This window comes from Kitasatospora sp. NPDC056731, from assembly GCF_040687675.1.
Taxonomy (GTDB): Bacteria; Actinomycetota; Actinomycetes; order Streptomycetales; family Streptomycetaceae; genus Kitasatospora.
The window spans coordinates 97,363-121,433 of record NZ_JBFBNR010000020.1; the positions used below are offsets into that span (position 1 = coordinate 97,363).

16 protein-coding genes and 1 pseudogene are annotated in these 24,071 nt (G+C 74.0%); 6 read left to right on the forward strand and 11 right to left on the reverse strand.

Translation table 11 applies throughout. The features are described 5' to 3' along the window. Positions 1-80: 80 nt before the first annotated feature. The 8 genes from AB0R04_RS21955 to eccD all read right to left on the reverse strand — a co-directional run bounded on the left by AB0R04_RS21955 (position 81) and on the right by eccD (position 7,584). Positions 81-383: a hypothetical protein gene (locus tag AB0R04_RS21955; RefSeq protein ID WP_159398568.1), complete on the reverse strand. Its 303-nt coding sequence runs from the start codon at positions 381-383 to the stop codon at positions 81-83. Beyond that, positions 376-840: a YbaB/EbfC family nucleoid-associated protein gene (locus tag AB0R04_RS21960; RefSeq protein ID WP_363373615.1), complete on the reverse strand. Its 465-nt coding sequence runs from the start codon at positions 838-840 to the stop codon at positions 376-378. The genes AB0R04_RS21955 and AB0R04_RS21960 overlap by 8 nt, the downstream gene beginning before the upstream one ends. A 38-nt stretch (positions 841-878) precedes the next feature. Next, complete coding sequence (locus AB0R04_RS21965; RefSeq protein ID WP_363373618.1) at positions 879-3,203, reverse strand: hypothetical protein; 2,325 nt, start codon at positions 3,201-3,203, stop codon at positions 879-881. A 63-nt stretch (positions 3,204-3,266) separates the two neighbouring features. Then, a complete protein-coding gene (locus AB0R04_RS21970) occupies positions 3,267-3,761 on the reverse strand; it encodes a hypothetical protein (protein ID WP_363373621.1) in 495 nt (164 codons plus the stop codon). Between the two features lie 39 nt (positions 3,762-3,800). Then, positions 3,801-4,085, reverse strand: a complete 285-nt coding sequence (locus AB0R04_RS21975) for a hypothetical protein (protein WP_063350546.1) — start codon at positions 4,083-4,085, stop codon at positions 3,801-3,803. A gap of 73 nt (positions 4,086-4,158) precedes the next feature. Next, positions 4,159-4,503, reverse strand: coding sequence for a hypothetical protein (locus tag AB0R04_RS21980; RefSeq protein WP_363373624.1), 345 nt, complete (start codon positions 4,501-4,503; stop codon positions 4,159-4,161). A 105-nt stretch (positions 4,504-4,608) separates the two neighbouring features. Beyond that, on the reverse strand, positions 4,609-6,060 hold the full coding sequence (gene eccB / locus AB0R04_RS21985) for a type VII secretion protein EccB (protein WP_363373625.1): 1,452 nt from the start codon (positions 6,058-6,060) through the stop codon (positions 4,609-4,611). Positions 6,061-6,192: 132 nt separating this feature from the next. Continuing rightward, positions 6,193-7,584, reverse strand: a complete 1,392-nt coding sequence (gene eccD, locus AB0R04_RS21990) for a type VII secretion integral membrane protein EccD (RefSeq protein ID WP_363373628.1) — start codon at positions 7,582-7,584, stop codon at positions 6,193-6,195. Positions 7,585-7,910: 326 nt separating this feature from the next. On the opposite strand from eccD, the gene eccCa reads away from it, so the two are divergent. From eccCa to AB0R04_RS22010, 4 genes and pseudogenes are all read left to right on the forward strand, one after another. Further along, positions 7,911-11,894: a type VII secretion protein EccCa gene (gene eccCa, locus AB0R04_RS21995; RefSeq protein WP_363373630.1), complete on the forward strand. Its 3,984-nt coding sequence runs from the start codon at positions 7,911-7,913 to the stop codon at positions 11,892-11,894. A gap of 97 nt (positions 11,895-11,991) precedes the next feature. Beyond that, a complete protein-coding gene (locus AB0R04_RS22000) occupies positions 11,992-14,772 on the forward strand; it encodes a hypothetical protein (protein WP_363373631.1) in 2,781 nt (926 codons plus the stop codon). A gap of 452 nt (positions 14,773-15,224) precedes the next feature. Next, positions 15,225-16,100 (forward strand): annotated as a pseudogene (locus tag AB0R04_RS22005) (alkaline phosphatase family protein); the annotation flags it as partial. A gap of 211 nt (positions 16,101-16,311) precedes the next feature. Then, on the forward strand, positions 16,312-18,189 hold the full coding sequence (locus tag AB0R04_RS22010; RefSeq protein ID WP_363373718.1) for a phospholipase domain-containing protein: 1,878 nt from the start codon (positions 16,312-16,314) through the stop codon (positions 18,187-18,189). Between the two features lie 73 nt (positions 18,190-18,262). On the opposite strand, the gene AB0R04_RS22015 is transcribed toward AB0R04_RS22010, so the two are convergent. Continuing rightward, a complete protein-coding gene (locus AB0R04_RS22015; RefSeq protein WP_363373633.1) occupies positions 18,263-19,465 on the reverse strand; it encodes an agmatine deiminase family protein in 1,203 nt (400 codons plus the stop codon). 197 nt (positions 19,466-19,662) lie between these two features. Here AB0R04_RS22015 and AB0R04_RS22020 point away from each other — a divergent pair, with 197 nt between their 5' ends. After that, complete coding sequence (locus tag AB0R04_RS22020) at positions 19,663-20,241, forward strand: TetR/AcrR family transcriptional regulator (RefSeq protein ID WP_063350539.1); 579 nt, start codon at positions 19,663-19,665, stop codon at positions 20,239-20,241. Positions 20,242-20,285: 44 nt separating this feature from the next. Here the strand turns inward: AB0R04_RS22020 and AB0R04_RS22025 are convergent, their stop codons facing one another. Both AB0R04_RS22025 and AB0R04_RS22030 read right to left on the reverse strand, forming a co-directional pair. Further along, positions 20,286-21,404 (reverse strand): agmatine deiminase family protein, encoded by a 1,119-nt coding sequence (locus tag AB0R04_RS22025; protein ID WP_363373636.1) that lies wholly within the window; start codon positions 21,402-21,404, stop codon positions 20,286-20,288. A gap of 171 nt (positions 21,405-21,575) precedes the next feature. Then, complete coding sequence (locus AB0R04_RS22030) at positions 21,576-22,154, reverse strand: TetR/AcrR family transcriptional regulator (protein ID WP_363373639.1); 579 nt, start codon at positions 22,152-22,154, stop codon at positions 21,576-21,578. Between the two features lie 233 nt (positions 22,155-22,387). Between AB0R04_RS22030 and AB0R04_RS22035 the strand changes: the two genes are divergently transcribed. Continuing rightward, positions 22,388-24,019, forward strand: coding sequence for a serine/threonine-protein kinase (locus AB0R04_RS22035; protein WP_363373641.1), 1,632 nt, complete (start codon positions 22,388-22,390; stop codon positions 24,017-24,019). The last annotated feature ends 52 nt before the right edge of the window (positions 24,020-24,071 follow it).

The window sequence follows — 24,071 nt, forward strand, 5'->3', positions numbered from 1 at the left end:
GAGCCTCCGGCTGCGAAGCCTGCTGGTGCTGTGCGTGCGGTGCGGGTGGGGAACGGGCGCCGTCCGGCGCTATCGGCGGGTCACTTCACCAACCCGGCATTGTGCTCGTCGGTCGAGTCGAACAGGTCGGCCACGTTCATGCCGTTCTTCGCGACGCGCGCCAGCTTGTCCCTGATGCCGCCGACCAGTTCGAGCAGATTGGTGGTCGGCTCGTCCACCTTCTCGTGGTACTGCTGGCCGATCTCGTCGGATCCGGCCGCCGTGCGGTTCACCTTGTTGACGTGGTCGATCTGGCCGTAGACCTTGTCGACCAGCTCGGACATCTTGTCGAAGTCGCCGAACGCCGCCTTCAGGTCCTCAAGTTTCACCAACTGCTTAGCCATTGAACTCCTCCTGCTTGTGGGTCTTGGTCTGGTCGGATCCCGGCCGCATCGCGGTGAGCGGCTCCAGCAGCGCGTCCAGGTCCAGTCCTCCCAGCATCGACAGCAGGGGGTCCTCCTCCTGGTCGCCGGTGACCGCCAGGCGCAGCGACTCGCCGACCCCGTCGAAGGCGCGCATCGACCGGGTGATCTGCTCGCCCATCCGGGCCTTGGCCTCGTTCAACACGTCCTTGAGGACGGCGGCCAGGTGCGCGGGGGCCATCTCCTGGTAGGCGGTGGTGTGGAAGGTCAGCGCGAGCACCTCGCCCTGCGCGCCCACCTTCACGGTGAGCATCCGGTCCTTGGTCGTCACCGAGGCCGTCGCCGCCTGCAGTTGCCGGGTCATCTCGGCCATCTTGACCTGCTGCTCCTCCAGGGCGGCCATCGCCTGGGCGAGCTGCTCCTCGAACGAGAACGTCATCTCCGTGTTCCTTTCCACTCCCGTGACGCGGCGCCGACTCAGCGGCCGATCACTCCGCTGACCGCACCGGTGTCGGTGCCCCAGACCTCTTCGTCCTCGGCCAGCCAGGTGGTCCGCTGCCGGCCCTTCTCGCCCTGGCCGCCGCCCATTCCGCCGCCCATCGGCGGGACCATGGGCATCCCGCCGCCGCTGGTGTTCACCGAGCGGCCCCGCATCGCGGCGGCCTCCTCGGCGGCGAGTGCGGAGGCCTTCTGGCTCATCGTGGCCTTCTCGGCGGCGGCTGCTCCGGCGCCGGCGACCTTGGCCGCGGGCGGCGGTCCGCCGTTCTCCGCCACCCGGGGGCCGACTCCGCTGCTGGTGTTGAGGATCCGGGGGGCCTGGCCGCCGCCGGAGGTGCCGAGGCCCTCGTACGCTCCCCCGCCGACGCCGCTGAACATCCCCGGGTAGGTGCCGACCGCGCCGAAGCCGTCGTTCTGGTCGAGGCTGCTGCCCCCCGACCCCAGGTTCAGGGTCCAGGGCGTGCCCCCACCGGTGGACGGCGGGCGCGCACCGCTGATGTCGCCCCAGGTGATGGTTCCGCCACCACCACTGCCGCTGCCGCTGCCACTGCCGCCCACCGAGGCCCAGACGTGCTGGAGGTCGCGCGAGCGCTGGATGTAGTCGGAGATCGGCTTCTTCTGGGGGTCCAGCAGGGTGCCGTCGTCGGCGATCGAGGAGCCCTTCTCGACCACGATCGGGTTGCCGTTGGCGTCCAGGATCTCCTTGCCGTTGGGGTCGACCACCGTGCCGTCCTCGCGGATGGTCGATCCCTTCGGCACCTTGGCGTTGGGGCCGTACACGCCTCCGCCGGTGCCGGCCGGCACGTTGGCGCCGGGGGGCACCACGATCGGCTTGCCGTCCTTGCCCAGCACCTCCTTGCCGGAGGAGTCGTAGACCTTGCCGCCCGAGATGTAGCCGCCGGGCGGGAGGAGGATCGGCTTCTTGTCCTTGTCCAGGAGCACGTTGCCGTCCTTGTCGCGGATCGGCGTCCCGGCGCCGAGGCCGCCACCGTTCCCGCCGGCGCCGTCGCCGCCGATGATCGGCGGCGGGGGGATGTGGGTGTTCTTGTTCCCCTTGCCGCCGCCCCCGCCACCGCCGCTGCCACCGGCGCCGTCGCCGCCGATGATCGGCGGCGGGGGGAGGTGGTTGTTCTTGTCCCCGCCGGCCCCGCCGTCTCCCCCGCCGGCTCCCCCGCTGCCGTCGCCGAGACCGGGCGGTGGAGGTGCGTCGGGGTTCTTGGGGTTGTTGGGGTTGTTGGGGTCGTTGGGGTCCGGCATCTCCTTCGGCGGAAGCGTGATGCCGACCGGCATGAGGTCGAACCCGAGCTTGGTGATCAGCGGGTCGTACGCGCTCCCCAGTGCCGCCATCGCGTCGTCACCGGGCTTGTCCAGGTAGTCGGCGACCTTCTTCAGCCACCTCTCCTTGGCCTTCTGGTCGAGAGCGGCGTAGAAGGCGTCGTTGCGGGGGTCGCCCAGCGAGGAGGTGTCGTACTTCCAGGTGCTCTCCGCGGTCCAGGACATGGGGGCCTTGTGCATCTCCTCCCACAGGACCTCCTGGATGCACTGGTACGGGAACCCGGTGCTGTACCAGACCGTCTGCGCCGTCCTGACCGCCTTGATGACGACGCCGATTCCGTACGCCGCGTACTCCAGCGAGGGCCCGTAGTTGGCCCCGATCAACTGGTTGCGCAGGTCGTCGAGTTCGACGGCGAACCGTTCGAGGAGCTTCTTGAACTCGCCCGCCGCATCGCCCTCCCAGCTGTCGCCCGGGCCGTCGATCTGCTCCGCCCACTTGCGGAACGCCTCGGCCTGGGTCGACAACCACTTCGTGGTGTCCTCGATCGCCTTGGCCCCGGCCAGCAGGCTCTGCGGGTCGATGGTGTCGTTCCCGCGGGTACTGATCGGGAGCTTCGCCTTGGAGTCCGGAGCCACGTCGGTCGAGACGTCCGGCATGATCGGGTCGAGGATCAACTCGGCCTGGTGGTTGAACTTGGAGAGCACGCCGTTGGGGTCGTTCCCCCACTTGTCGTAGTCGATGTGGACGTTGATCTTGAAGTGGCGCGGGCCGCCATCGCCGTTGTTGGCGGTGCCGTCGTAGAAGTTCATCGCCCACCAGACGTCCGGGTTTCCCAGCCCCGTGCCGTCCGTCAAGTACGTCTGGGTGGACGCGTCCTTGGGGTCGAAGTACCCCTCCTCGACGGACATGTTCCCGGACTTGATCCATCTCTCGGCCTTCGCTCCCGCGATCTTGTCCCGCGTGGTGATCTCCACCGGAGCCTGCTTGGAGTTGAAGGCGGCGAGCGTCGTCTCCCAGAGCATGGGCACGGAGGTCTCCAGGTGAGTCGAGGGGTTCAGGGGTACAGGGAGCCGACCGGAAGGGGAAGAGCGCTACTTCCCGCCGCCGCCACCACCGCCGCCACCGCCACCGACGGCGATGACGTCTTGCAGGATCTGCATCACTTGCGCGGCCGTCAGAGCCTCGTCGTGAGCGGTGTCCATCAGGTTCAGGAAGCTCAGGACGTCGAGCCGGCCCTTCTCCATCTGGTTGTGGAAGGTCTTGAAATCACCCACCACGGTGCTGGCGAGGTGCGTGAACCCCTTCGCCAGGTTGGTGCCGCTCTCGAAGTTCCCGGCCAGCAGCGAGACGTAGTGGTGTTTCGTGGTCACCGTGCCCTGGCCGCTGAAGCCCAGCATGGCCGAGTAGCCCGGGTCGGTCTCCAGCTGGCTCAGGTACGACGGCAGGATCGAGTTCGCGAAGTACTCGAGGTCGTCGTGGTTGACGCTGAGCGTGTGGCTCATGTCCGGTGCCGGGGGCCCGGGCGCCGGCGGGGTCAGGGTCGGTGCGTCGGGCACCTTCGGCGGCTCCGGCGGACTAGTGGGCATCGCGCCCGCCCCTCCGGTCGAGCCGCTCCGCGGCCGTCATCAGATGCCCGCCGCGCCGCGCCGGTCCGCGTCGCGGAGCAGGCCGTGCATGGTGCGCAGGGTGTCGGCGCCCTGCTGGATGTCGGTGGTCATGGTGGCGTCCTGGCCGGCCAGCACCAGGTAGAAGGAGTGGGCCGCGGCGGCCAGGTCGCCCTTGAGCTGGTGCTCGGCGGTCTGGATGGCCTGGAGGCAGTCCTCCATCGCGGAGTGCATGCCGTTGCCGGCCTGGGTCAGGGCGTCCGCCGCCTCGTCGATGTTCGCGTGGTGGAGCTCGATGCTTGCCATGGCTGGTCCTTTCGGTCGGCTGGGGTCCGGCCCGGGCTGCCCGGGTCCGGCAGGTCTGTCGGCGCGGGCTGGATCAGAGGTTGAGGCCCTTGTAGACCTCGTCGCCCGCGCCGCCGCCCCAGCTGTTGGTGACGCCGTAGGCCTCGTCGTGGGCGGAGTTGATCTGGGTGTGCCCGGTGGAGAACCGGTCCTGGAAGGTGGCGTAGGCGCTCTTGAGCCGCTGGTACCGGGCCTGCCAGTCGTCGATCTTCCCCTGGTAGGCGGTGCTGCACGCGGCCTTGAAGTGGTTCTGGACTTCGAGGTTGACGTCCTCGACCTGCTGGCCGGCCCGCATCATGGCCTGGATGTGGGTGTCCAGGGTCGCCAGGACGGTCTTGACGGCCGCGTCGTCGGTCTGCAAGCCCGGAGGAGTGGTCATTGCGCTGCCTTTCGTCGGTACGGGTTCTCGGCTGCGGCGGATGCCGCCCGAGCGGGTCGGCCGACCCGGTCCATCTGCTTCAACGGACGCGTGCCGGGGGGTGGTTCACCTCGCGCAGGCCGGTCCTGAGGGCCGCGGCGCGGGGCTCGCGGCGCCGGTCAGCGCGGCCGGGTCGAGGCTGGGGCCGGTCGGCAGCAGGGACAGCAGGGCCTCCGGGACGGCCGAGGGGACGACCTCGCCGTAGCCGAGCTGTTTGACCGCCGCGGCGGAGGCCAGCGGGTACTTCACCCCGGCGTCGGTGACCAGGTACAGGGTCGCGCCGACGCCCGCGCTGGACAGCGCCCGCACCAGGGCGCCGCCACCGGGCTTGACGGCGATGCTGTCGGCGCCGGCGCAGGCCGGGTCCACGCCCGGCTGGGCGGCCGGCGGCGGGCCCTCGACGGCGGCGGCGTCGACCAGGGTGACGGAGGTGGTCGGTGCCTGGTCGGTGAGCCGCAGGTCGGCGCAGACGCCCCGGTTCTGGGGGATCGTCACCAGCTCCGGCGGCGCGGCCGGCAGCCCGCCGGCGGCGGCGGACGGCTGGGCGGCCGGGGCGGTGTGCCCGGTGAGGTCGGCCGGGCCGAGCTGGACGGGGGCGACGACATCGCCCCCGTAGGCGGCGCTCTGCGTGCGGGGGTCGTTGCGCAGCAGCTCGAAGGCCATCCGGCTGAGCGGGGTGAACCCCGCCGTGGTCAGCAGGTAGGGGTCGCCGCCGGGGCCGGTGAACAGCTGGCCGACCCGGGTGGGGTGGGCGCCGAGCTGCGGGCCGGCCTTGCCGCGCTCCCCCGGGTCGGGAGCGGCCAGGTCGGGGCCGGCGGCCAGCGCGTTGAGGAAGGCGGCCGTCACCGGGTAGGGGGCGACGGCGCTCTGGCCGAGGGCCTGGCGGGCGCCGTTGACGGTGTCCAGGCGCAGCCGGCGGCCGTGCCAGAGCAGGTACTCGGCGCCGTCCGGGGCGGCGACCAGCGCGCCCTGGCCGTCCGTCAGCCCGGTGCCGCGGCGGCCCGGGCCGACCGTCAGGGCCAGCTCCGCCAGGCGGCCGCCGGACGGGCCGGGCCGGCTGACGGCGCAGGCGAGCCAGGGCGCGTCGGCGAGCTGCTCGGCCCCGGGCAGGCCGTCGGGGGCGCCGAGGATGCCGATCGGGACGCCGCGCGGGGTGTCGGCCAGCGAGCGCACGCTGACCTGGTCGACCACCAGCTGGTCGCCGGCCAGCAGCCGGGCGCTGGCCTCGTTCAGCACGGGGTGCAGGCTGCCGTCCAGGAAGAGGTAGCGGGCGCCGCTCTCCTTCACCACCACCAGGGTGCCGGGCTTCTGCCAGCCGGTGGCGCCGCCGGGGACGATCACCCCGTACACGGCCGCCACCAGGCACACCAGCACGGCGATGACCAGCCCGATGACGGTGCCCCGCGAGGTGCGCCCGGCCGGGGTGTCGGCCGCGTCGGGCTCGCCGCGCAGCATGCCGGTGGCGAGCCTGCCCATCACGAACAGGTGGGCCTGCACCTGGTCGCGCTTCGACTGCATCTCGTGGTTCTCCTCGGGGCGGCGGAAGGTGCGGGGCCGGGCGGCGCACGGCGGAAGGTGCGGGCCGGGCGGCGGGAGGTGCGGGGCCGTCAGGGTCCGGCGGCGGAAGGTGCGGGGCCGTCAGGGTCCGGCTCAGCCGGCCAGGGCCCGCAGCTCGTGGTAGACCCCGGCCACGGCCAGCGCCAGCGGGATCACGGCCATCCCCGCGGTGGTGTGCAGCAGGTCCGCGGCCCGGCCCCAGTAGGGCAGCAGCCGGCGCCCGGGGATCGTCCAGGAGACCACCGCGAGGGCGGCCGCCAGGGCGAGCAGGCCGACCAGCACCAGCAGGCGCCCGCCGCTCCGCTCCCCGACGGCCAGGTGGCCGAGCAGCAGCGCCAGGCCGTAGGCGCCGGGCAGGAGGACGGACAGCCGCTGCGGGATGCTGCCGATCGCCCGGGAGTGCAGCAGCAGCAGGACGCACAGGGTCACCGTCAGGGCCGTGGCCGCCCAGCCGGATTCGCCGGCCACCAGGGTCAGGCATCCCGTGAGGACCGTGCCGAGCGCCAGGTGGAAGGCCGTCAGGAAGCCGTCGGCGACATCGCTGCGGCTGCGGACGGTGGCGCTCGGGACGGGCGCGATGCCCTCCTGGAGCTCCTCGGCGTTGCGCGGCAGCGCGGGCAGCCGCAGCCCGGACAGACGGAAGCAGATCCCGGGGACGAACGCCCCGAGGATCACCGCGAGCACCGCCAGCACGGCCGCCACCTGCGGGCCGTCCTCCCCGCCCAGCGTCAGCCCGCCCGCCACCATGACGTACAGGGCGAACAGCACCGCGCCGAGGAACAGCGGCGCCGAGCAGCCGACGGCGGCCAGCGCCAGCACCGCCGCGCCGGCGGCCGCGCAGCCGCCCGCCAGCATCCGGGCGCCGACCGCGCCGGCCCCGCCGCCGGCCGGCAGCAGGGCCCCGGCCATCGCGAGGTAGGGCACCGCCATGGCACCGAGCGCGGTGCCCGCGCCGGCGTCGCCGACCGCCCGGGAGGCGCTCAGCGCACCCAGCAGCAGGAGCAGGCCGGTGACGGCGGCAGCAAGGGCACGGGTCTGCTCCGGTCCGGGGAGCAGCAGCACGGCGAGCCCGCCGGCCAGGACGGCCACGGCCAGTCCGAGCGCCACGTGGTGGGTGAGCGCCGGACGCCAGGTGTCGGAGCGGGCCCGCATGCCGGTGGCGACGCCGTCGGCCAGGTCGTCGTAGTGCACCTCGGGCAGGGCGTCGCGGCGCGGGCGCAGGTACAGCTCGTCGCCGTCGTGCAGGTCGAGCGCGTCGGCGCCGAGCTCCTCGTCCAGCGGCGGGCCGCCGAGGCGCTGCAGGACCCAGCCGTCGTGCTCGACGCCCTGTTCCTCCAGCTCGGGGCCGGCGTGCGCGAGGACGGCCGGCAGCAGGTCGGCCAGCGGTACGTCGGCGGGGACGGCGAGTTCCAGGACCGCCTCGGGCGTTCGAAACCTCAGTCGGCACAGTCCGGCGACGGCGGTCCCGTTCGCGCTCCCGTTCACACTTCTCCCTTTTGCCCTGGCCTCCGAACGGCATGGCGAGGTGACGGCCCGGGGGCGCCTGGGGGATGGACGAGCCCGGGCGTCACCTCACCAGGAGGCACGGACGGCGGGGCCCGCAGGGTTCACCGCCTGCCGGAATCCGTTTCGCGGCGGCCGTTCGCGGGCGTTCACAGCCGTTCACGGCCGTCCTCGGCGTCGGCGCCGCGCCCGCCCCGCCGAACCGGGTGAACCCGGCCGGGCCCGCCGTCCGTCGTCCCGGGTGGACGGTGCGCGTCCCGGGCCGCCGACGCAGCGAGCGGCCGTTCCCCTGCGCGAGGAGCCCTTCGTTGAGTGTGGTGCTGGTCAACCGTCCGCCGCGGCGCCCTGGCCCGGCGATGCCCGACGGCGAGATCCAGTTGCAGGAGCCGCCCGTCCTCCCCGAGGCACAGAGCGGCATGTCGAACATGATCGCCATGGCGCCGATGGCGCTCAGCTCGCTCTCGATGGTGTTCATCTTCCTGCGTCCCGGCGACAGCGGCGGCATCCTGACCTACGTCGCGATCGGCATGATGGCGCTGTCCGCCGTCGGCATGCTGGTCACCCAGCTGATCCGCGGCGCCAGCGACCGCAAGCGGGAACTGCGCGCCGAACGCCGGGACTACCTGCGCTACCTCTCCCAGGTCCGCCGCCAGGTGCGCGGCCACATCGCCCGCCAGCAGGAGGCACTGGCCTGGCGCCACCCCGCCCCCGACGCGCTCGGCTCGCTCGCCCGCACCTCCCGGCTGTGGGAGCGGCGCAGCACCCACCCCGACTTCGGCGACGTCCGGATCGGCCTCGGCCACCAGCGGCTCGCGGTGCGGCTGGCGCCGCTGTCCACCAAGCCGGTGGAGGACCTGGAGCCGCTGTGCGCGCACGCGCTGCGCCGCTTCATCAACGCCTACGGCACCGTCGCCGACCAGCCCATCGCCGTCTACCTGCGCGGGTACGCGCAGGTCCTGCTGCGCGGCGACGACCGGGCCGCGACCCGCGCCCTGGCCCGCGCCATGCTGGCGCAGCTGGCGCTCTTCCACGCCCCCGACGAACTGCGGATCGCCGTCGTCACCGACGCCGAGCACCAGGCCGAGTGGGAGTGGACCAAGTGGCTGCCGCACGCCCTGCACCCGGAGGACACCGACGGCGTCGGTCCGGTGCGGCTGGTGGCCGGATCCGTGGTGGAGGTCGAGCAGCTGCTCGGCGACGAGTTCGCCGGCCGGCCCCCGTTCGAGCCGGAGAGCCAGCCCGGCCGGGACGAGCCGTTCACCGTGATCGTGCTGGACGGCCCGCAGGCCGGGGCCACCAGCCGGGCCGCGCTGGCCGGCTGGCGCAACGCCGTCCTGCTCGACCTCGGCGACACCCTCGACTGGAAGCCGCTGCGCTTCCGGCTGCGGCTGCGGATCGAGGACGGCCGGCTCGCCATGATCGGCGCCGACCGCAACCACCGGGACGACGTCACCGACCTCGGCCGGCCCGACGCCCTGTCCGCGACGGTCGCCCGCCGGCTGGCCGCCCAGCTCGCCCCGTACCGGATCGGCGACTCGACGGAGGCCGGGGAGCCGCTGGCCACCGACTACGACCTCGCCTCCCTGCTCGGCATCCGCGACCTGCACCGGCACGAGATCGCCCAGGGCTGGGCCGGGCGGGGCGTCCGCGACCGACTGCGGGTGCCGCTCGGGGTCTCCGGCGACGGCACGCCGGTCGAACTGGACATCAAGGAGTCCGCCCAGGGCGGCATGGGCCCGCACGGCATGCTGATCGGCGCGACCGGCTCCGGCAAGTCCGAGCTGCTGCGCACCCTGGTGCTGTCGCTGGCCCTCACCCACTCCTCCGAAGTGCTCAACTTCGTCCTGGTCGACTTCAAGGGCGGCGCGACCTTCCTCGGCCTCGACCGGCTGCCGCACACCTCGGCGGTGATCACCAACCTCGCCGACGAAGCCGCCCTGGTCGACCGGATGCGCGACGCCCTGCACGGCGAACTCGTCCGCCGCCAGGAGCTGCTGCGCTCCGCCGGCAACTACAGCTCGCTGCTCGACTACGAGACCGCCCGCGCCGCCGGCACCCCGCTGGACCCGCTGCCCACCCTGTTCGTCGTGGTCGACGAGTTCAGCGAACTGCTCGCCGCGCACCGCGACTTCATGGAGCTCTTCATCATGATCGGCCGCCTCGGCCGCTCCCTCGGCGTGCACCTGCTACTGGCCTCCCAGCGCCTGGACGAAGGCCGGATGCACGCCCTGGAGTCGCACCTGTCCTACCGGATCGGCCTGCGGACCTTCTCCGCGATGGAGAGCCGGGGCGTCCTCGGCGTCCCCGACGCCTACCAGCTGCCCTCCCAGCCCGGCAACGGCTTCCTCCGCAGCGACATCGCCACCCTGACCCGCTTCAAGGCCGCGTACGTCTCCGGCCCCTACCGGGCCCGGCGCCCCGCCACCGCCCGCCAGGAGGCCGCGGCCGGCCAGGTCGCCCGGTACGGCACCACCTACGTGGCGCCGCGTCAGCCCGTCGCCCTGCCGGCCGCCGAGGAGCCCGAGGAGACGCCGGAGCAGACGCACACCCTGCTCGACCTCGCCGCCGAGAAGCTCACCGACGCCGGCCCGCCCGCCTACCAGGTGTGGCTGCCGCCGCTGGGCGTCCCGCCCACCCTCGACCAGCTGCTGCCGCCCCTCGCCCCGCACCCCGAGCACGGCCTCACCACCGAGAGCGACGCCGACCGCGGCACCCTGACCGTCCCCATCGGCGTCATCGACCGCCCCTTCCAGCAGATCCGCGACCTGCTCACCGCCGACCTCTCCGGCGCCGGCGGCCACGTCGGCATCGCCGGCGGCCCGCAGAGCGGCAAGAGCACGCTGCTGCGCACCCTGATCACCGCCCTCGCCCTCACCCACACCCCGGGCGAAGTGCAGTTCTACTGCCTGGACTTCGGCGGCGGCACGCTGTCCTCGCTGCGCGGTCTGCCGCACGTCGGCGGCATCACCGGGCGGCACGACCCCGAGCGGGTGCTGCGCACCATCGCCGAGGTCAACAGCATCCTGAACCAACGCGAGCAGCGCTTCGCCGAACACGGCATCGACTCCGTCTCCGCCTTCCGCCGGCGCCGCGCGGCCGGCGAACTGCCCGACGAGCCGTACGGCGACGTCTTCCTGGTCATCGACGGCTGGAACACGATCCGCCAGGAGTTCCCCGACCTCGCCCCCGCCCTCACCCTGATCGCCCAGCGCGGCCTCAACTACGGCATCCACCTGATCGTCGGCACCACCCGCTGGGGCGAGGTCACCAGCGCCCTGCGCGACCTCTTCGGCACCCGCTTCGAACTGCGCCTCGGCGACGCCGTCGACTCCGCCGTCAACATGCGGGCCGCCGCCACCGTCCCGAACATCCCCGGCCGGGGCCTCACCTCCGACCAGATGCACTTCCTCACCGCCCTGCCCCGGCTGGACGGCAGCGGCACCTCCACCGACCTCGGCGAAGGCGTCGCCGACCTGGTCGACGCCGTCGCCGACCACTGGACCGGCCCGCGCGCACCCGAGATCCGGATGCTGCCGCTGCAACTGCCCGCCGCCGCCCTGCCCGCCCCCGAAGGCCGGCTGCGCATCCCGCTCGGTCTCCAGGACGTCTCGCTCACCCCGCTGTGGCACGACTTCGAGGAGACCCCGCACCTGCTGGTCGTCGGCGACAGCGAGGCCGGCAAGACCAACCTGCTGAAGCTCGTCGCCGCCGGCATCACCAGCGCGTACCGGCCCGACGAGGCCCGGATCATGCTCATCGACTACCGCCGGGTCCTCCAGGACGCGGTGCCCGAGGAGTACCGGCTCGGCCACGCCGTCAGCGTCGACGTGCTGCGCCAGATCGTCGACGGCGCCGCCCGCGCCATGGCCAACCGGTTGCCCGGCGCCGACATCGCCCCGGCCCGGCTGCGGCTGCGCGACTGGTGGCAGGGGCCCGAACTCTTCATCGTGGTCGACGACTACGAACTGGTCTCCGGCTCCCCCGGCGGCCTCAACGCCCACCCCTTCGCGCCGCTGCTCGACTACCTGGCGCAGGGAGCCGAGCTCGGCCTGCACCTGATCGTCGCCCGCAGCGCCAACGGCATCGGGCGGGCCTCCTCCGACCAGCTGCTGCGCAAGCTGGAGGAGGTCAACACCCCGGTGGTGCTGCTGTCCTGCCCGCCCAGCGAGGGCTTCCTGTTCGGCTCCACCAAGCCCCGCGCCTTCCCGGCCGGGCGCGGCCTGCACATCACCCGCCGGCGCACGGTCCAGGTGCAGACCGCCGTCATGGCGGAGGACGGGGACGAGGGGTGAGTCGGGCGAGCCGGTGAACCCGGCGAGGCGAGGCGGCCGTAGAGCCTGGTGACACGTGCGGCAGACGCGGCCGCGCGGACGGAGGGCGGGCGGGACGATGAGCACATCAGCGCAGGCGGCAGGGGACGCGCCGGGCGCCGCCCCGGCGAAACGCCGACTGGCCTTCCGTCGAAACACCCCCGCCGCCGGGCCCGCCGCCCTGCACCAGGTGGGCCCGCACTTCGTCATCGCCCCCGGCGGCGCGGACGGCACCGGCCCGGCGGCCCTGCCCGCCGCGATGACCGCCGCACTGGGCCGGCTCACCGCCGTCACCCGGACCGTCACCGTCCTCGCCGCCGCCCCCGACGCGCCGGCCGTCCTGTTCGGCCGACTCGACGAGCTGACCCGCACCGCAACCGCCCGGGACGCCACCGCGCTCGTCCTCGCCGCCTCCGGCCTGGCCACCGCCCCGGACACCGGGCCCCGCCCCGCCGAACGGATCGCCGAACTGACCGGCATCGGCGTCGTCGCCCCGGACGGACTGGTCACCCTCCGCCCCGACGGCACCCTGCTGACCAGCGGGCCGACGGACGACGCGCCGTCCTCCTGGTGGCTCTGCACCCCGGCCGGGCAGGTGCGCCGGCTCGGGCCGGTCTGGCCGCTGCCGACGGAGCCGGCCGCCGCACCGGCCGGCTCGACCGACTCGGCTGGCTCGGCTGGCTCGGCTGGCTCGGCTGGCTCGGCTAGCTCGGCCGCGGAGACCGTGGTGATGGAGCGTCCGACGGCGGAGACCGCCGTGCTGGAGCTTCCGGTGGCCGCGCCCGTCCTGGCCTCGCCCGCACGGGGCGTTCCGTTGGGCGCCGTGTCCGCACCCGGCCCCGCCGCAGCGGCCCCGGAGCCCGTCGCGCCCACACCGCCCGCCGCGCCCGCCGACCCGCTGGTCACCGCGCTGCCGCACGGCTACTGGTTCCGCAGCGAGCCCGACCCCGACGGCCCGTCCGGCCCGCTCACCAGGGCCACCGCCGGCGAGGGCACCGTCATCCTCGTCGTCGGCCACCCGGGCGCACCCCTCCCCCCGGCCGCCGAGCTCGCCGCCCGGCTCCGCCGCCTGCTCCCCGGCCCCGAGGCCGACCTGCTGCTCAGCGCCCCCTGGGCCGCCACCGGCGCGCTCACCGCCCTCGCCACCGGGCTCGCCACCGAACTCGGCCACGACCTCCGGGCCGCCGTCGGCCTGCCCATGCGCACCACCAGCGGCTTCTCCTCCCGCGTGCTGGCCGCCGACGGCACCCCCACCTGGGAACCGTGGCTGACCGAACTGACCGCCTCCCCCGCACGGCGCCGCGTGGTCGCCTCCGCCTGGCGCACCACCCCCGGCGGCCCGGCCGCCTGCGGACCGGCCCTCTACGAATCCCCGGTCACCGGCTGGCGGTTGGAGGCCGTGCCGGCCGGCCTGTGGCTGCGCCCCGAGGAGCCGCCGCAGGACCGAGGCCCCCGCCTGCGCGACCCCGACCCGGCCCACCCGCTGCTGATCGCGGGCGCGGACGGGCGAACGGTGCCGCCGGAGGTGCTCGCCGTCCTGGACGAGCTGCGCGCCGCGCTCACCACCCCCGGCGCGGCCGCACCCGAGCTGCTGATCGACGGCGCACGCCGCGGAAGCTTCCTCCCCGCGGCGCAGCCCACCCAGCCCGCCGTGCCGGCCACCGTGCAGGCCGCCGCGGTCGACCCGCAACGACCGGCCCCCGAAGGCGAGTTCGCCAGCGTCGCCGCCATCACCGCCGCCATCCCGCCGGCCGCCGCGGTCCGGACCCAGACCGCCGCCACGGCCGACCCCGACGCCCAAGTACCCGCCCCAGACGAAGAGTTCACCACCGCTACCGCCACCCTCCCGGAGCCCCCGGCCCCGGTCCCGGTCCAGGCCCAGGCGCAGATCCCCGAACCGGCCACACCGCCCGCCGCCGAAGCACCCACGCCCGAACCGGCCCCGGTCCCCGAGCCCGCCCTCGACCCCGAGCCCGAGCCCGAACCAGCCCCGGTCCCCGAACCCGAACCGGTCCCCGACCCCGAGCCCACCCCCGAACCCGAACCGGTCCCCGCCCCGGAGCCCGAAGCCCCCACCCGCGCCCGCCTCCTCGCCCCCGACGGCACCGCCGTCTCCGGCCGCCCGAGCACGGCCGCCGAGCGGACCGCCTTCCGGGCGCTGCTGGGAGAGCACTTCCAGCGCTGCGCCAGCCGCGCCGAGCAGGTCGCCATGCGGCTGCCGGCGCTGCGCTCGCACTCCCGGGACGACCTCAAGAGCGACCTCGCGGCGGTCTACCTGCACCACGTCGACACGGGCGTCCCGGTCCTGCACACCGAGCTGGTCGTGGCGGCCCGCCGACCGGGCTCCGGGCCGCTGGACCCGTACCTGGCGTGCCTGGGATCCGGCCTGCGGCGGCTGCCGAACCACCGGGGCGCCGTGCTGCTGGGCGCCGACGCGGGCGAGGAGGAGCTGCGTCACTACGTGCCGGGGACGCTGCTGGTGGAGCCCGCGCCGGTGGTCGGGACGCCGGCGTTGGAGGTCGTACCGGGGACTCCGGTCGAGTTCCTGGTGTGGTCCGCGACCGGCCGCCGCACCTCGGTGATCGCCGAGGACGGCGAGCCCGAGGTGGTGTTCCCGCCCGGTTCGTGGTTCTCCGTCCTGGAGGTCATGCCGGGCGAGGACGGCGAGCCGACCCGCGTCCTGCTGCGCGAGGTCGGCCCGGGCGCCACGGCCGGGACGGCGGACGAGCGCGACCAGCAGGCCCTGGAGCGGCTGCTCGCCTGGCAGGCCCGCCGCGACCTGCTCGCCCCGGAGGACCTCCGCTCCCCGTCCCGCCCCGAGCGACTCCGCCTCACCCCGGGCGTCACCGCCGCCCGGTGACCGGTGTCGGTCGGAAGGGCTGCGCCGCTGACCCCGGGCCAGATCGGGCCGGCCCTCGGACCTGACGGATCCGCCGCCACGTCCCGCGCCCGATGCCGACACGGCTTCCCCGGCGCGGACTTGACGGTGGCTCCCGCACCGCCCGACAGGCCGACAAGTTGTCTGTACAGCTCCGGGCCCCTTGGCGGCCATCGGATCGTCATCGAACTCCCCGGCCCCGGTCACCTCGGTCGCTTAGAAACGTGACTGGTCCGGGTCGAACCGATGGTCCGGCGCCCGTCAGCAAGGAGCCCCACCCGATGAGTCCGATGCCCGAACTGTCGCGCCGCAGCCTGCTCGGCGGCGCGGCGGCGGCCGCCGTGCTGTCCGCCCTCCCGATCAGCGTCCAGCAGGCGCTCGCCGCGCCGGCCAAGCCCGGGCGGCTCTCGGACATCCAGCACGTCGTGGTGCTGATGCAGGAGAACCGCGCGTTCGACCACTACTTCGGCACCCTGGCGGGCGTCCGCGGCTTCGGCGACCGGACGGCGGTGCGCGGGATCAACGGGCGCTCGGTGTTCCACCAGCCCGACCCGGGCCGCAAGGAGGGCCACCTGCTGCCCTTCCCGATGAACGCCGCGCACACCAGCGCCTACCAGCAGGGCGCGCCCGCCTTCGGCTTCGTGGACTCGATGAAGGCCTGGAACGACGGCCTCGCCGACGGCTCGGTCACCCGCCGCTCCGGCGGCTGGCTCGGCCAGGGCTACTACGAGAGCGCCGACATGCCCTTCTACCACGCGCTCGCCTCGGTGTTCACCACCTGTGACGCCTACTACGCGTCCGTCCAGTGCAACACCAACACCAACCGCGACCACCTGATGACCGGGACCAGCGGCGGCACCGTACGGGACACCCCGGTGACCGACAACACCGAGATCCCCGGCGGCTACGAGTGGACCACCTACGCCGAGCGCCTGGAGCGGGCCGGCGTCAGCTGGAAGACCTACCAGGCGCTGGACAACTTCGACGACAACGCGCTCGCCTGGTTCGCCCCCTTCGTCAAGGCCAAGCCCGGCGAGCCGCTGTACGAGCGCGGGATGCGGGCCGTCGGCGACCCGGCGAAGAAGAACGACCCGTTCGCGATGGGCGACGCCCTGGTCGACGCCTTCGCCGCCGACGTCCAGGCCGACCAGCTGCCGCAGGTGTCCTGGATCGTCGCCCCGGCCGCGCTCTCCGAGCACGCCAACTACGCGCCGCCGAACGGCGAGCACCTCACCGCCCGGCTGCTCGCCGCCCTGGCGGCGAAGCCCGAGGTGTGGCAGAAGACCGTCTTCATCCTCAACTACGACGAGCACGGCGGCTTCTTCGACCACCAGCTGCCGCCCGTCCCGCCGCTGGCCACCGGGCGCGGCAAGTCGACCGTGCCGGTGGACGGCGAGGTCGTCGTCCGCGTCAGCAAGGGCTCCGCCACCTACCACCGGGTCGTCGGTCAGGACGGCAGGTACCGGGTCAAGGCCGCGGACGGCGCTCACCTGGTCCGACACCCTGCCCGCCGGCGAGACCCTGGTCTCCGGCCCGTACCCGATGGGTCTGGGCGTGCGGGTGCCGATGGTCGTGGTCTCGCCGTGGACCCGCGGCGGGGTCGTCGACTCCACCGTCTACGACCACACCTCGGTGCTGCGCTTCCTGGAGCAGCGCTTCGGCGTCCAGGAGCCCAACATCAGCCCGTGGCGGCGCACCGTCTGCGGCGACCTCACCAACGTCTTCGACTTCTCCGGCCGCAACCCGGCCTGGCCGCAGCTGCCCGACACCAGCGGCAACCGGCAGAAGGTGGTCGACACCGGCAAGCTCCCCGCCCCCACCGTGCCCAGCCCGCAGGCCTTCCCGCAGCAGCAGCGCGGCACCCGCTCGGCCCGCCCGGCGCCCTACGACCTGCTGGTCAAGCCCCGGCTGAAGGGCGGCGAGCTCACCCTCGACCTGGTCAACCAGGGCCGCCAGGGCGCGGTGTTCGCCGTCTACCCGGCACCTGGCGGCGCGCCCCGGCACTACACCGTCGGCGCGAAGAGCCGGCTCTCCGACGTCTGGACGGTCGGCCCGGAGGGCTACGACCTGCGCGTCCACGGCCCCAACGGCGCGCTGTGGCACCTGCGCGGCGACGCCGCCGGCACGTACGAGGTGTCGCTGTCGGAGGAGCGCAACGGCAAGGTCCTCGAAGTCGACGTGATCAACCGCTCGCGCACCGCCCAGACCTTCCTGGTCGGCGACCTCGCCTACGGCGACGGGTTGCGTGAGGTGCGGGTCGCGGCCGGCGACGACCGGACCGTCAACCTCGCGGTCCGGCCCGAGGGCTGGTACGACGTCGCGGTGGCCGTCCGCGGGGACCTCACCTTCCGCCGCCGCATCGCCGGCCGCTTCCCCTGGGACGACCGGACGGTCACCGACCCGGCCCTGGGCCTGGCCGACCCGCTCGCCGTGGACGTCGCCCTCGGGGCCGCCTCCAGCACCATCGACGAACCCGTCCTGCTGCCCGGCCGCCCGGCCCGGGTCTCGGCCGTGCTCACCGCCACCGCCGCGCTCACCGCCGTCGAGGCGCAGCCCGTCGTCCCGCCGGGCTGGACGGTCACCGCCGTCACCGCGCCGCCCGCCGCACTCGCCGCCGGCGCCACCGCCACCGCCGTCTGGGAGGTCACCCCGCCCGCCCAGCTGCCGGACGGCGCCACCCACCGGATCCTGGTCACCGCCCGGGCGCTGGCCGGCGACCGCTTCGCGATCGCCGACGGCGAACTCGCCGCCCGCCCCGCCCCCGTGATGGCCGGCCACCTGCTGGGCGAGGACTTCGAGTCGCTGGCCGGCGCGCTCCAGCCGCAGGACGGCGTGCTCGGCTGGACGGCCCGGGCGCCGCAGGGCTGGTCGGTGGTCAACGCCCCCGGCATGCCGCAGGGCACCGTCCGTCTCCAGGGCTGGACCTTCCACACCAAGCGGGAGTGGTCCACCCCGGCCGGGCAGGACCGCGGCAACTTCACCCGCGGCCTGGGCGTCCTCGCCGTCGCCGACCCGGACGACTGGGACGACACCGGCTCCCCCTCCCGCAAGGGCGTCTTCGACTCCACGCTCGTCTCCCCCGCCGTCCGCCTCCCGGCCGGCGCCGACACGCTGTACCTGGCCTTCGACTCCCACTACCGGCAGGAGGCCCCGCAGAAGGCGTCCGTCACGGCCGTGTTCGACAACGGCACGGAGACCCGCCTGGTGTTCTACAGCGCCGACGCCACCGGCAACGACAATGCCGGCAAGGACGTCCAGAACACCCTCGTCACCCGCCGCCTCGCCGTCCCGGCGGGGGCGCAGGCGGTGACGCTGAAGTTCCGGATGTACGACGCGGGCAACAACTGGTACTGGGCGGTCGACCACATCCGCCTGGACAGCCGGCCGATCACGGGCTGACCGGCTGGGAACGGCCCGATCGGCCGTGCCGCGCCGAGCCCGGAAGCCGGGGCGGCGCGGCCCAGCCGGTCGGTCAGGCCGGGCCCGAGGAGCCGCCGGAGGCCCCGGCGGCGGCCTCGGGCTGCTGTTGGGTCGAGCAGTGGATGCCGCCACCACCGGCCGCGATGGCGTTGATGCTCACCGGGACGATCTCGCGGCCGGGGTGGAGGTCGGCCAGCACGCCCGCCGCCCGGTCGTCGGAGGCCTTGTCCCCGAACTGGGGCATGATCACGGCCCCGTTGACGACGTAGTAGTTGAGGTAGGTGGCCAGGAAGTCCTTGCCCCGGTCCGGCTGCCCGGTGAGGTCGGGTTCGGCGAGTTCCACGATCCGCGGCTTGCGGCCCTTGGCGTCGGTGGTGGAGCCGAGCACCTGCAAGGCCTGGTCGGAGGCGCGGGACCAGATGTCCGGCGGGGTGTCCGGGCCGGGGCGGTGGATGACGACCACGCCCGGCTCCGCGAACCGGGCCAGGGCGTCGATGTGGCAGTCGGTGATGTCCTGCCCGGCCACGCCGGCGAACCAGATGACCTTCTGGACGCCGAACAGCTCCTTCAGGGCCCCCTCGATCTGGTCGCGGCTCGTGCCCGGGTTGCGGTTCGCGTTGACCCACGAGCTCTCGGTGGCCATCAGGGTGCCCTCGCCGTCGACCTCGATCGCGCCGCCCTCGCCGGTGATCGGCGCCTGGATGCGCCGGATCCTGTAGTGGTCGAGGAGGTACCGGGCGACCTTGGCGTCGTTGTCGTGGGTCTGTTTGCCGCCCCAGCCGTTGAAGTTGAGGTCGACGCCGGCCAGTCCTGCCGGGCCGGTGACGAAGGTCGGGCCGGTGTCGCGGGCCCACAGGTCGTCCACCGCCAGGTCGAGGACCTCGACGCTGGAGCCGCACAGCTGCCGGGCCGTGGCGCTCTGGTCCGGGCGGGCCATCAGCACCACGGGTTCGAATCGGGCGACGGCCTGCGCGACGTGCGCGATGTCCTGGCGGACGGCGGGCAGTTGGTCGCCCCACACCGATTCGAGGGCCGGCCAGGCCATGAACGTCCTGGTGTGGGGGCGCCACTCGGCCGGCATGGCGTACGACGCGGCGGCGCTCGCGGCTCCGCCCGTGCCCGTGCCGGCGGCCGTGGTCGGCTCGTCCTTCGGGGACGAGGCCCCCGACGAACCGCAGCCTTCCACCATCGCGACCACGGCCGCGGCCGCCCCGGAGCGCAGCACGGCCCGGCGGGACAGGGCGGGTTCTCTCATGGCAGGTCCCCTCGTCGACACGGATTCCACCCCGAAGCGGGCGATATCCGACAGTAGGGGTGGCCGGCGGGTCCGTCGGCGAGCCCGCGCGGCGCCGATCGGGCGAATCGGGCGATCCGCCGGGCCGGGAGGCCAGGGTGGGCGCCTCTCAAGCCAGACTAAAAGTTCAGTCAATATTTCGAGTACAGTGGACCACCATGCCAGACCGTCGAACAGAGATACTGAGAGCGGCCACACGACTCATCGCGCGACGCGGCGTACGCGGACTGCGGGTGGGGGAACTGGCGGCCGAGGCCGGGGTGTCGACCTCGCTGATCTACTACCACTTCACCGACCGCGCCGGGATCCTCCGCGAGACCCTGGAGTTCATCGGCGAACGGGCCGACCGCTACACCGCCGAACCGGAGCCCGGGGCGCCCGCGGACGACCCCTGGAGCGAACTGGCCCAGGCCCTGCTGCTGGAACTCCAGGACTCCACCGAGGTCCGCGAGAACAGCACCGCCTGGGGCGAGTTGCGGGCGAGCGCGGTCTTCGAGTCCCGCCTCCGCGAGGACCTGGCCAGGGCCACCCACACCTGGGTGCACGAGATCGCCGGCCTGCTCGGCCGCGCCCACCCGTTCGGCACCGCGCCCGCGCACGCCGCCTCCGCCGAACGCCTCACCGCGCTCCTGGAGGGCCTCAGCATCCGGTGGCTGAGCGGCTCACTGCCGCTCGACCGCGCGCGCAGCCTGCTCGGCGAGGCGATCGGCACGGAGATCGCAGGCTGGCGCGCCTAGCGAGCGTCTTCAAAATCTGCTGGGCCCGGTCGACCGGACAGGCCCTAAGGCAGCGGTTCCTGCATCGTCGAGCAGTGGATGCCGCCGCCCCCGGCCATCAGGCGGTCGACGTCGAGCTGGACGACCTCGCGCCCGGGGAAGGCCTCGGCGAGGGTGCGCCGGGCGGCCTCGTCCTTGTACACGTCGCCGAACTGGGCGGCGATCACGCCCCCGTTGACGACATGGAAGTTCAGGTACGAGTCGACGAACTTCGAGTCGCGCGAGCGGACGGTGTCGGGGCCGTCCACCCGGATCACCTGGAGCCGGCGGCCCCTGGCGTCGGTGGCCCGGGAGAGGATGTCGAACTGCTCCCGGGCGTCCCGGGCCCAGACGTCGTGGCGGTCCGCCGGGGGCAGTTGCACCAGGACGACGCCCGGCCGGACGAACCGGGAGGTGACGTCGATGTGGTCGTCGGTGATGTCCTGGCCCTTGATCCCGGGGACCCAGATCATCTTGTCCGCGCCGTACACCTCCAGGACGGCCTCCTCGATCTCGTCCCGGCTCATGCCCCGGTTGCGGTTCTTGTTGACCAGGCTGCTCTCGGTGGCCATCAGGGTGCCGTCGCCGTCGGTCTCGACCGAGCCGCCCTCGCCGACGAACTCCGCGTAGGAGAAGGGGAGTCGGAGCATCTCGGCGATGCCGCGCGCGACCTCGGCGTCGTCCCGGTGGGTCTGCTTGCCGCCCCAGCCGTTGAAGTTGAGGCCGACGGCGTCGAGCCGGCCGTAGCCGTCGCGCCGGAACACCGGGGCGGTGTCCCGCATCCAGAGGTCGTCGGTGGGGACGGCGTCCGTCACGGTGACGGCGGGTCCGCACAGGGACTGGGCCTCCCGGACGCTGTAGTCGTCCGGGGCGCACATGACCACCGGCTCGAAGCGGGCGATGGTCCGGGCGATGAGCGCGATGTCCTGCTGGACACCCGCCAGCTGCCGGCCCCAGACGGACTTGCGGGACGGCCAGGACATCCAGGTGCGGGCGTGCGGAACGTCGTCGCGGTCCACCCACCACTGCGGGAGCCCGGCCTCGCCGGCGTACGGCAGGCCGTGCTCCGCCTGGTGCGGGGGCGGCGGCGGGGCCCCGAAGAGGCGGTCGAACAGGGAACGATTGTCACCGTGGGTGTTGCTCATGACGGATCTCCAAATCAAGTATTGCCCACCGAGTGACCGGTGGCCCCGCAGTCGCAACTCTGACATTGACTGAATTTTCAGTCAAGCTCCAGATCATGGAACTGCCCGGCCGACCCCGACACGGCAAAAGGGCCCCGGGCCGCCTCGCCCGGGGCCGGAACGCGACGCGCGCTACCCGCGCAGTCGCTCCACTTCGGCCTCGATCGCGTCGGCCATCAGCTCGCGCGCGTGCGCCACCGGCAGGCTGCCGCTGAGCCAACGGACGCTCAGCCCCTCCAGCAGCGCGGTCAGCCGCTCGGCCGAGGCCGCCAGGGCGGCGGCCCCGTTCATCGGCCGCACCTGCCCGAGCAGCTCCGCGACCTCCTGGACCCAGACGAGGGTGGCCCGGGCCAGGTCCTCCCGCAGCTCGGGGTCGAACACCGCACTCGCCCGCAGCTCGCCCCAGGCCGTGCTGTTCTCCCGCACCTCGGGGGTGTCCTGGAGCTCCAGCAGCAGCGTCTGCTCCAGCTCGCCCCGGGCGTCCAGCGGCGGCGCGTCCGCCGCGCGCTCCGTCGTGTAGCGCTCGGCCCGGTCGTTGATGAACTCCAGCGTCGCGCGGAGGATCCCCGCGCGATCCTTGAAGTGGTAATAGATCAGCGCGGTCGAAACACCCGCCTCCGCCGCCAGTTCCTCCACGCGCAGCCCGCGGACGCCGCGCCGGGCGATGACCCGCGCAGCCGCTTCCATGATCAAGGTTCGACGGTCAGCCACAAGGAATCACCTTACCCGGAGGGGGCACCGACCGATCGGAGGACCCTGTTCCTGACTGAAATCCCAGTCGGGGTATGATCCGGTGCGCTTCACGACGCCGACGTCCGCCCGGGCCCCGGCCCGACCGGCCACCGCGCCCTCGCCTTGCCCCGTCCTGCCTTGCCCCGTCCTGCCTTGCCTTGCCCCGCTCCGCCACTCCCCCGTCCCACCCGCACGACCCGCTGGGAGCCAGCATGACCGCAGAGCCCTTCGGCGCCCCGTCGCCCACGGCGTTCCAGGCGCTGACCCCGGACGACCCCCGCGAGGTCGGCGGCTACCGCCTCTGCGCGCGGCTCGGCGCGGGCGGCATGGGCCTCGTCTACCTGGCCTACACCCCCGGCGGGCGGCCGGTCGCGCTCAAGGTCGTCCGCCCCGAACTCGCCGAGGACCCCGAGTTCCGGCACCGCTTCGCCCAGGAGGTCGCCAGCGCCCGGCGCATCCACGGCCTCTACACCGCCCAGGTGGTCGACGCCGGCACCGACGCCGCCACTCCCTGGCTGGCCACCACCTTCGTGCCCGGCCCCTCCCTCCAGCAGGTCGTCCACCACTACGGACCGCTGCCCGAACGGACCGTCCTGCTGCTCCTCGCCGGCATCGCCGAGGCCCTCCAGGCGATCCACGCGGCGGGCGTCGTCCACCGCGACCTCAAGCCCGGCAACGTCCTCGTCGCCGCCGACGGCCCCCGCGTCATCGACTTCGGCATCGCCCGGGCCGCCGACGCCAGCCCGCTCACCGGCATCGGCCTGCGGATCGGCTCGCCCGGCTTCATGGCCCCCGAACAGGCCCTCGGCCTGTGCGCCGCCCCGGCCACCGACGTCTTCGCGCTGGGCGCCCTGATCGCCTACGTCGGCTCCGGCACTCCCCCCTTCGGCGACGGGCCCGAGCCCGCCTCGCTGTACCGGGCGGTGCACGAGGAGCCCGACCTCTCCCACCTGCCGCCCGGACTGCACGAACTGGTCCGGCTCTGCCTGGCCAAGCGCCCCGAGGACCGGCCGGGCACCGCCCAGCTGATCGAGGCCGCCCGCCGGCACCCCGCCACCGGCGGCGAACTCCGCTTCTCCGACGACTGGCTGCCCCAGCAGGTCAGCAGCGCGATCCGCCGCCACAGCGACCTGCCGACCACGCCCGCCACACCCGCCACCGCCCTCTCCCCGGCCCGGGCCGCGGCCGACGCCCCGACCAGGCTCGGCCTCCCCGCCCCGTCGCCCACCCGGCTGCAACCGGCCCCCGACAGACCCGAGCCCGCCGCCCCCGCCCGCCGGCACACCGGTACCCGCACCCGCACCGTGCTCCTGACCACCGCCGCCCTCCTCGTCGGCGCCGCGGCCGCGTTCGTCCTGCTCGATCCCGAGTACCTCGACGACCTCGACGACCAGAACGTCGCCGCCGGCCTCGCCCCGTCCGCCGCTGCCAGCAGTGCCCCGGCCACCACCGCCGCCACGACGGCCCCCGGGTACACCGCCGTCCACACCAACCTCGAACTCACCTCCCCCGACCCCAGCTACGAGTTCGACCTCAAGGCCGGGAAGGTCACCGCCCAGGACGCCTCCACCTGGTACCTGGGCCGCCACGCCGGCGAGTTCTACATCCCCGAGGACAGCGACGCCTACGTCGCGCCGACCGGCCGGCTCACCCTCCCCGACTGCGTCAAGGGCGTCGAGACCCAGCCGGTCTCCACCCTGCCCTTCAACGCCCTGCGCACCGACCGCAGCTTCTGCGTCCGCGCCCAGGGCGGCCAGGACATCGCCATCGTCCGCATCCTCGCCACGGCCGCCGACGACGGCCCGGTCCGGATCTCGCTCACCTCCTACCACCGCTCCGCCTGACGCGGCGCCACCCCGGCCGGACGGCCCCGTTCCGCGCGCGGGCGTGACCGGA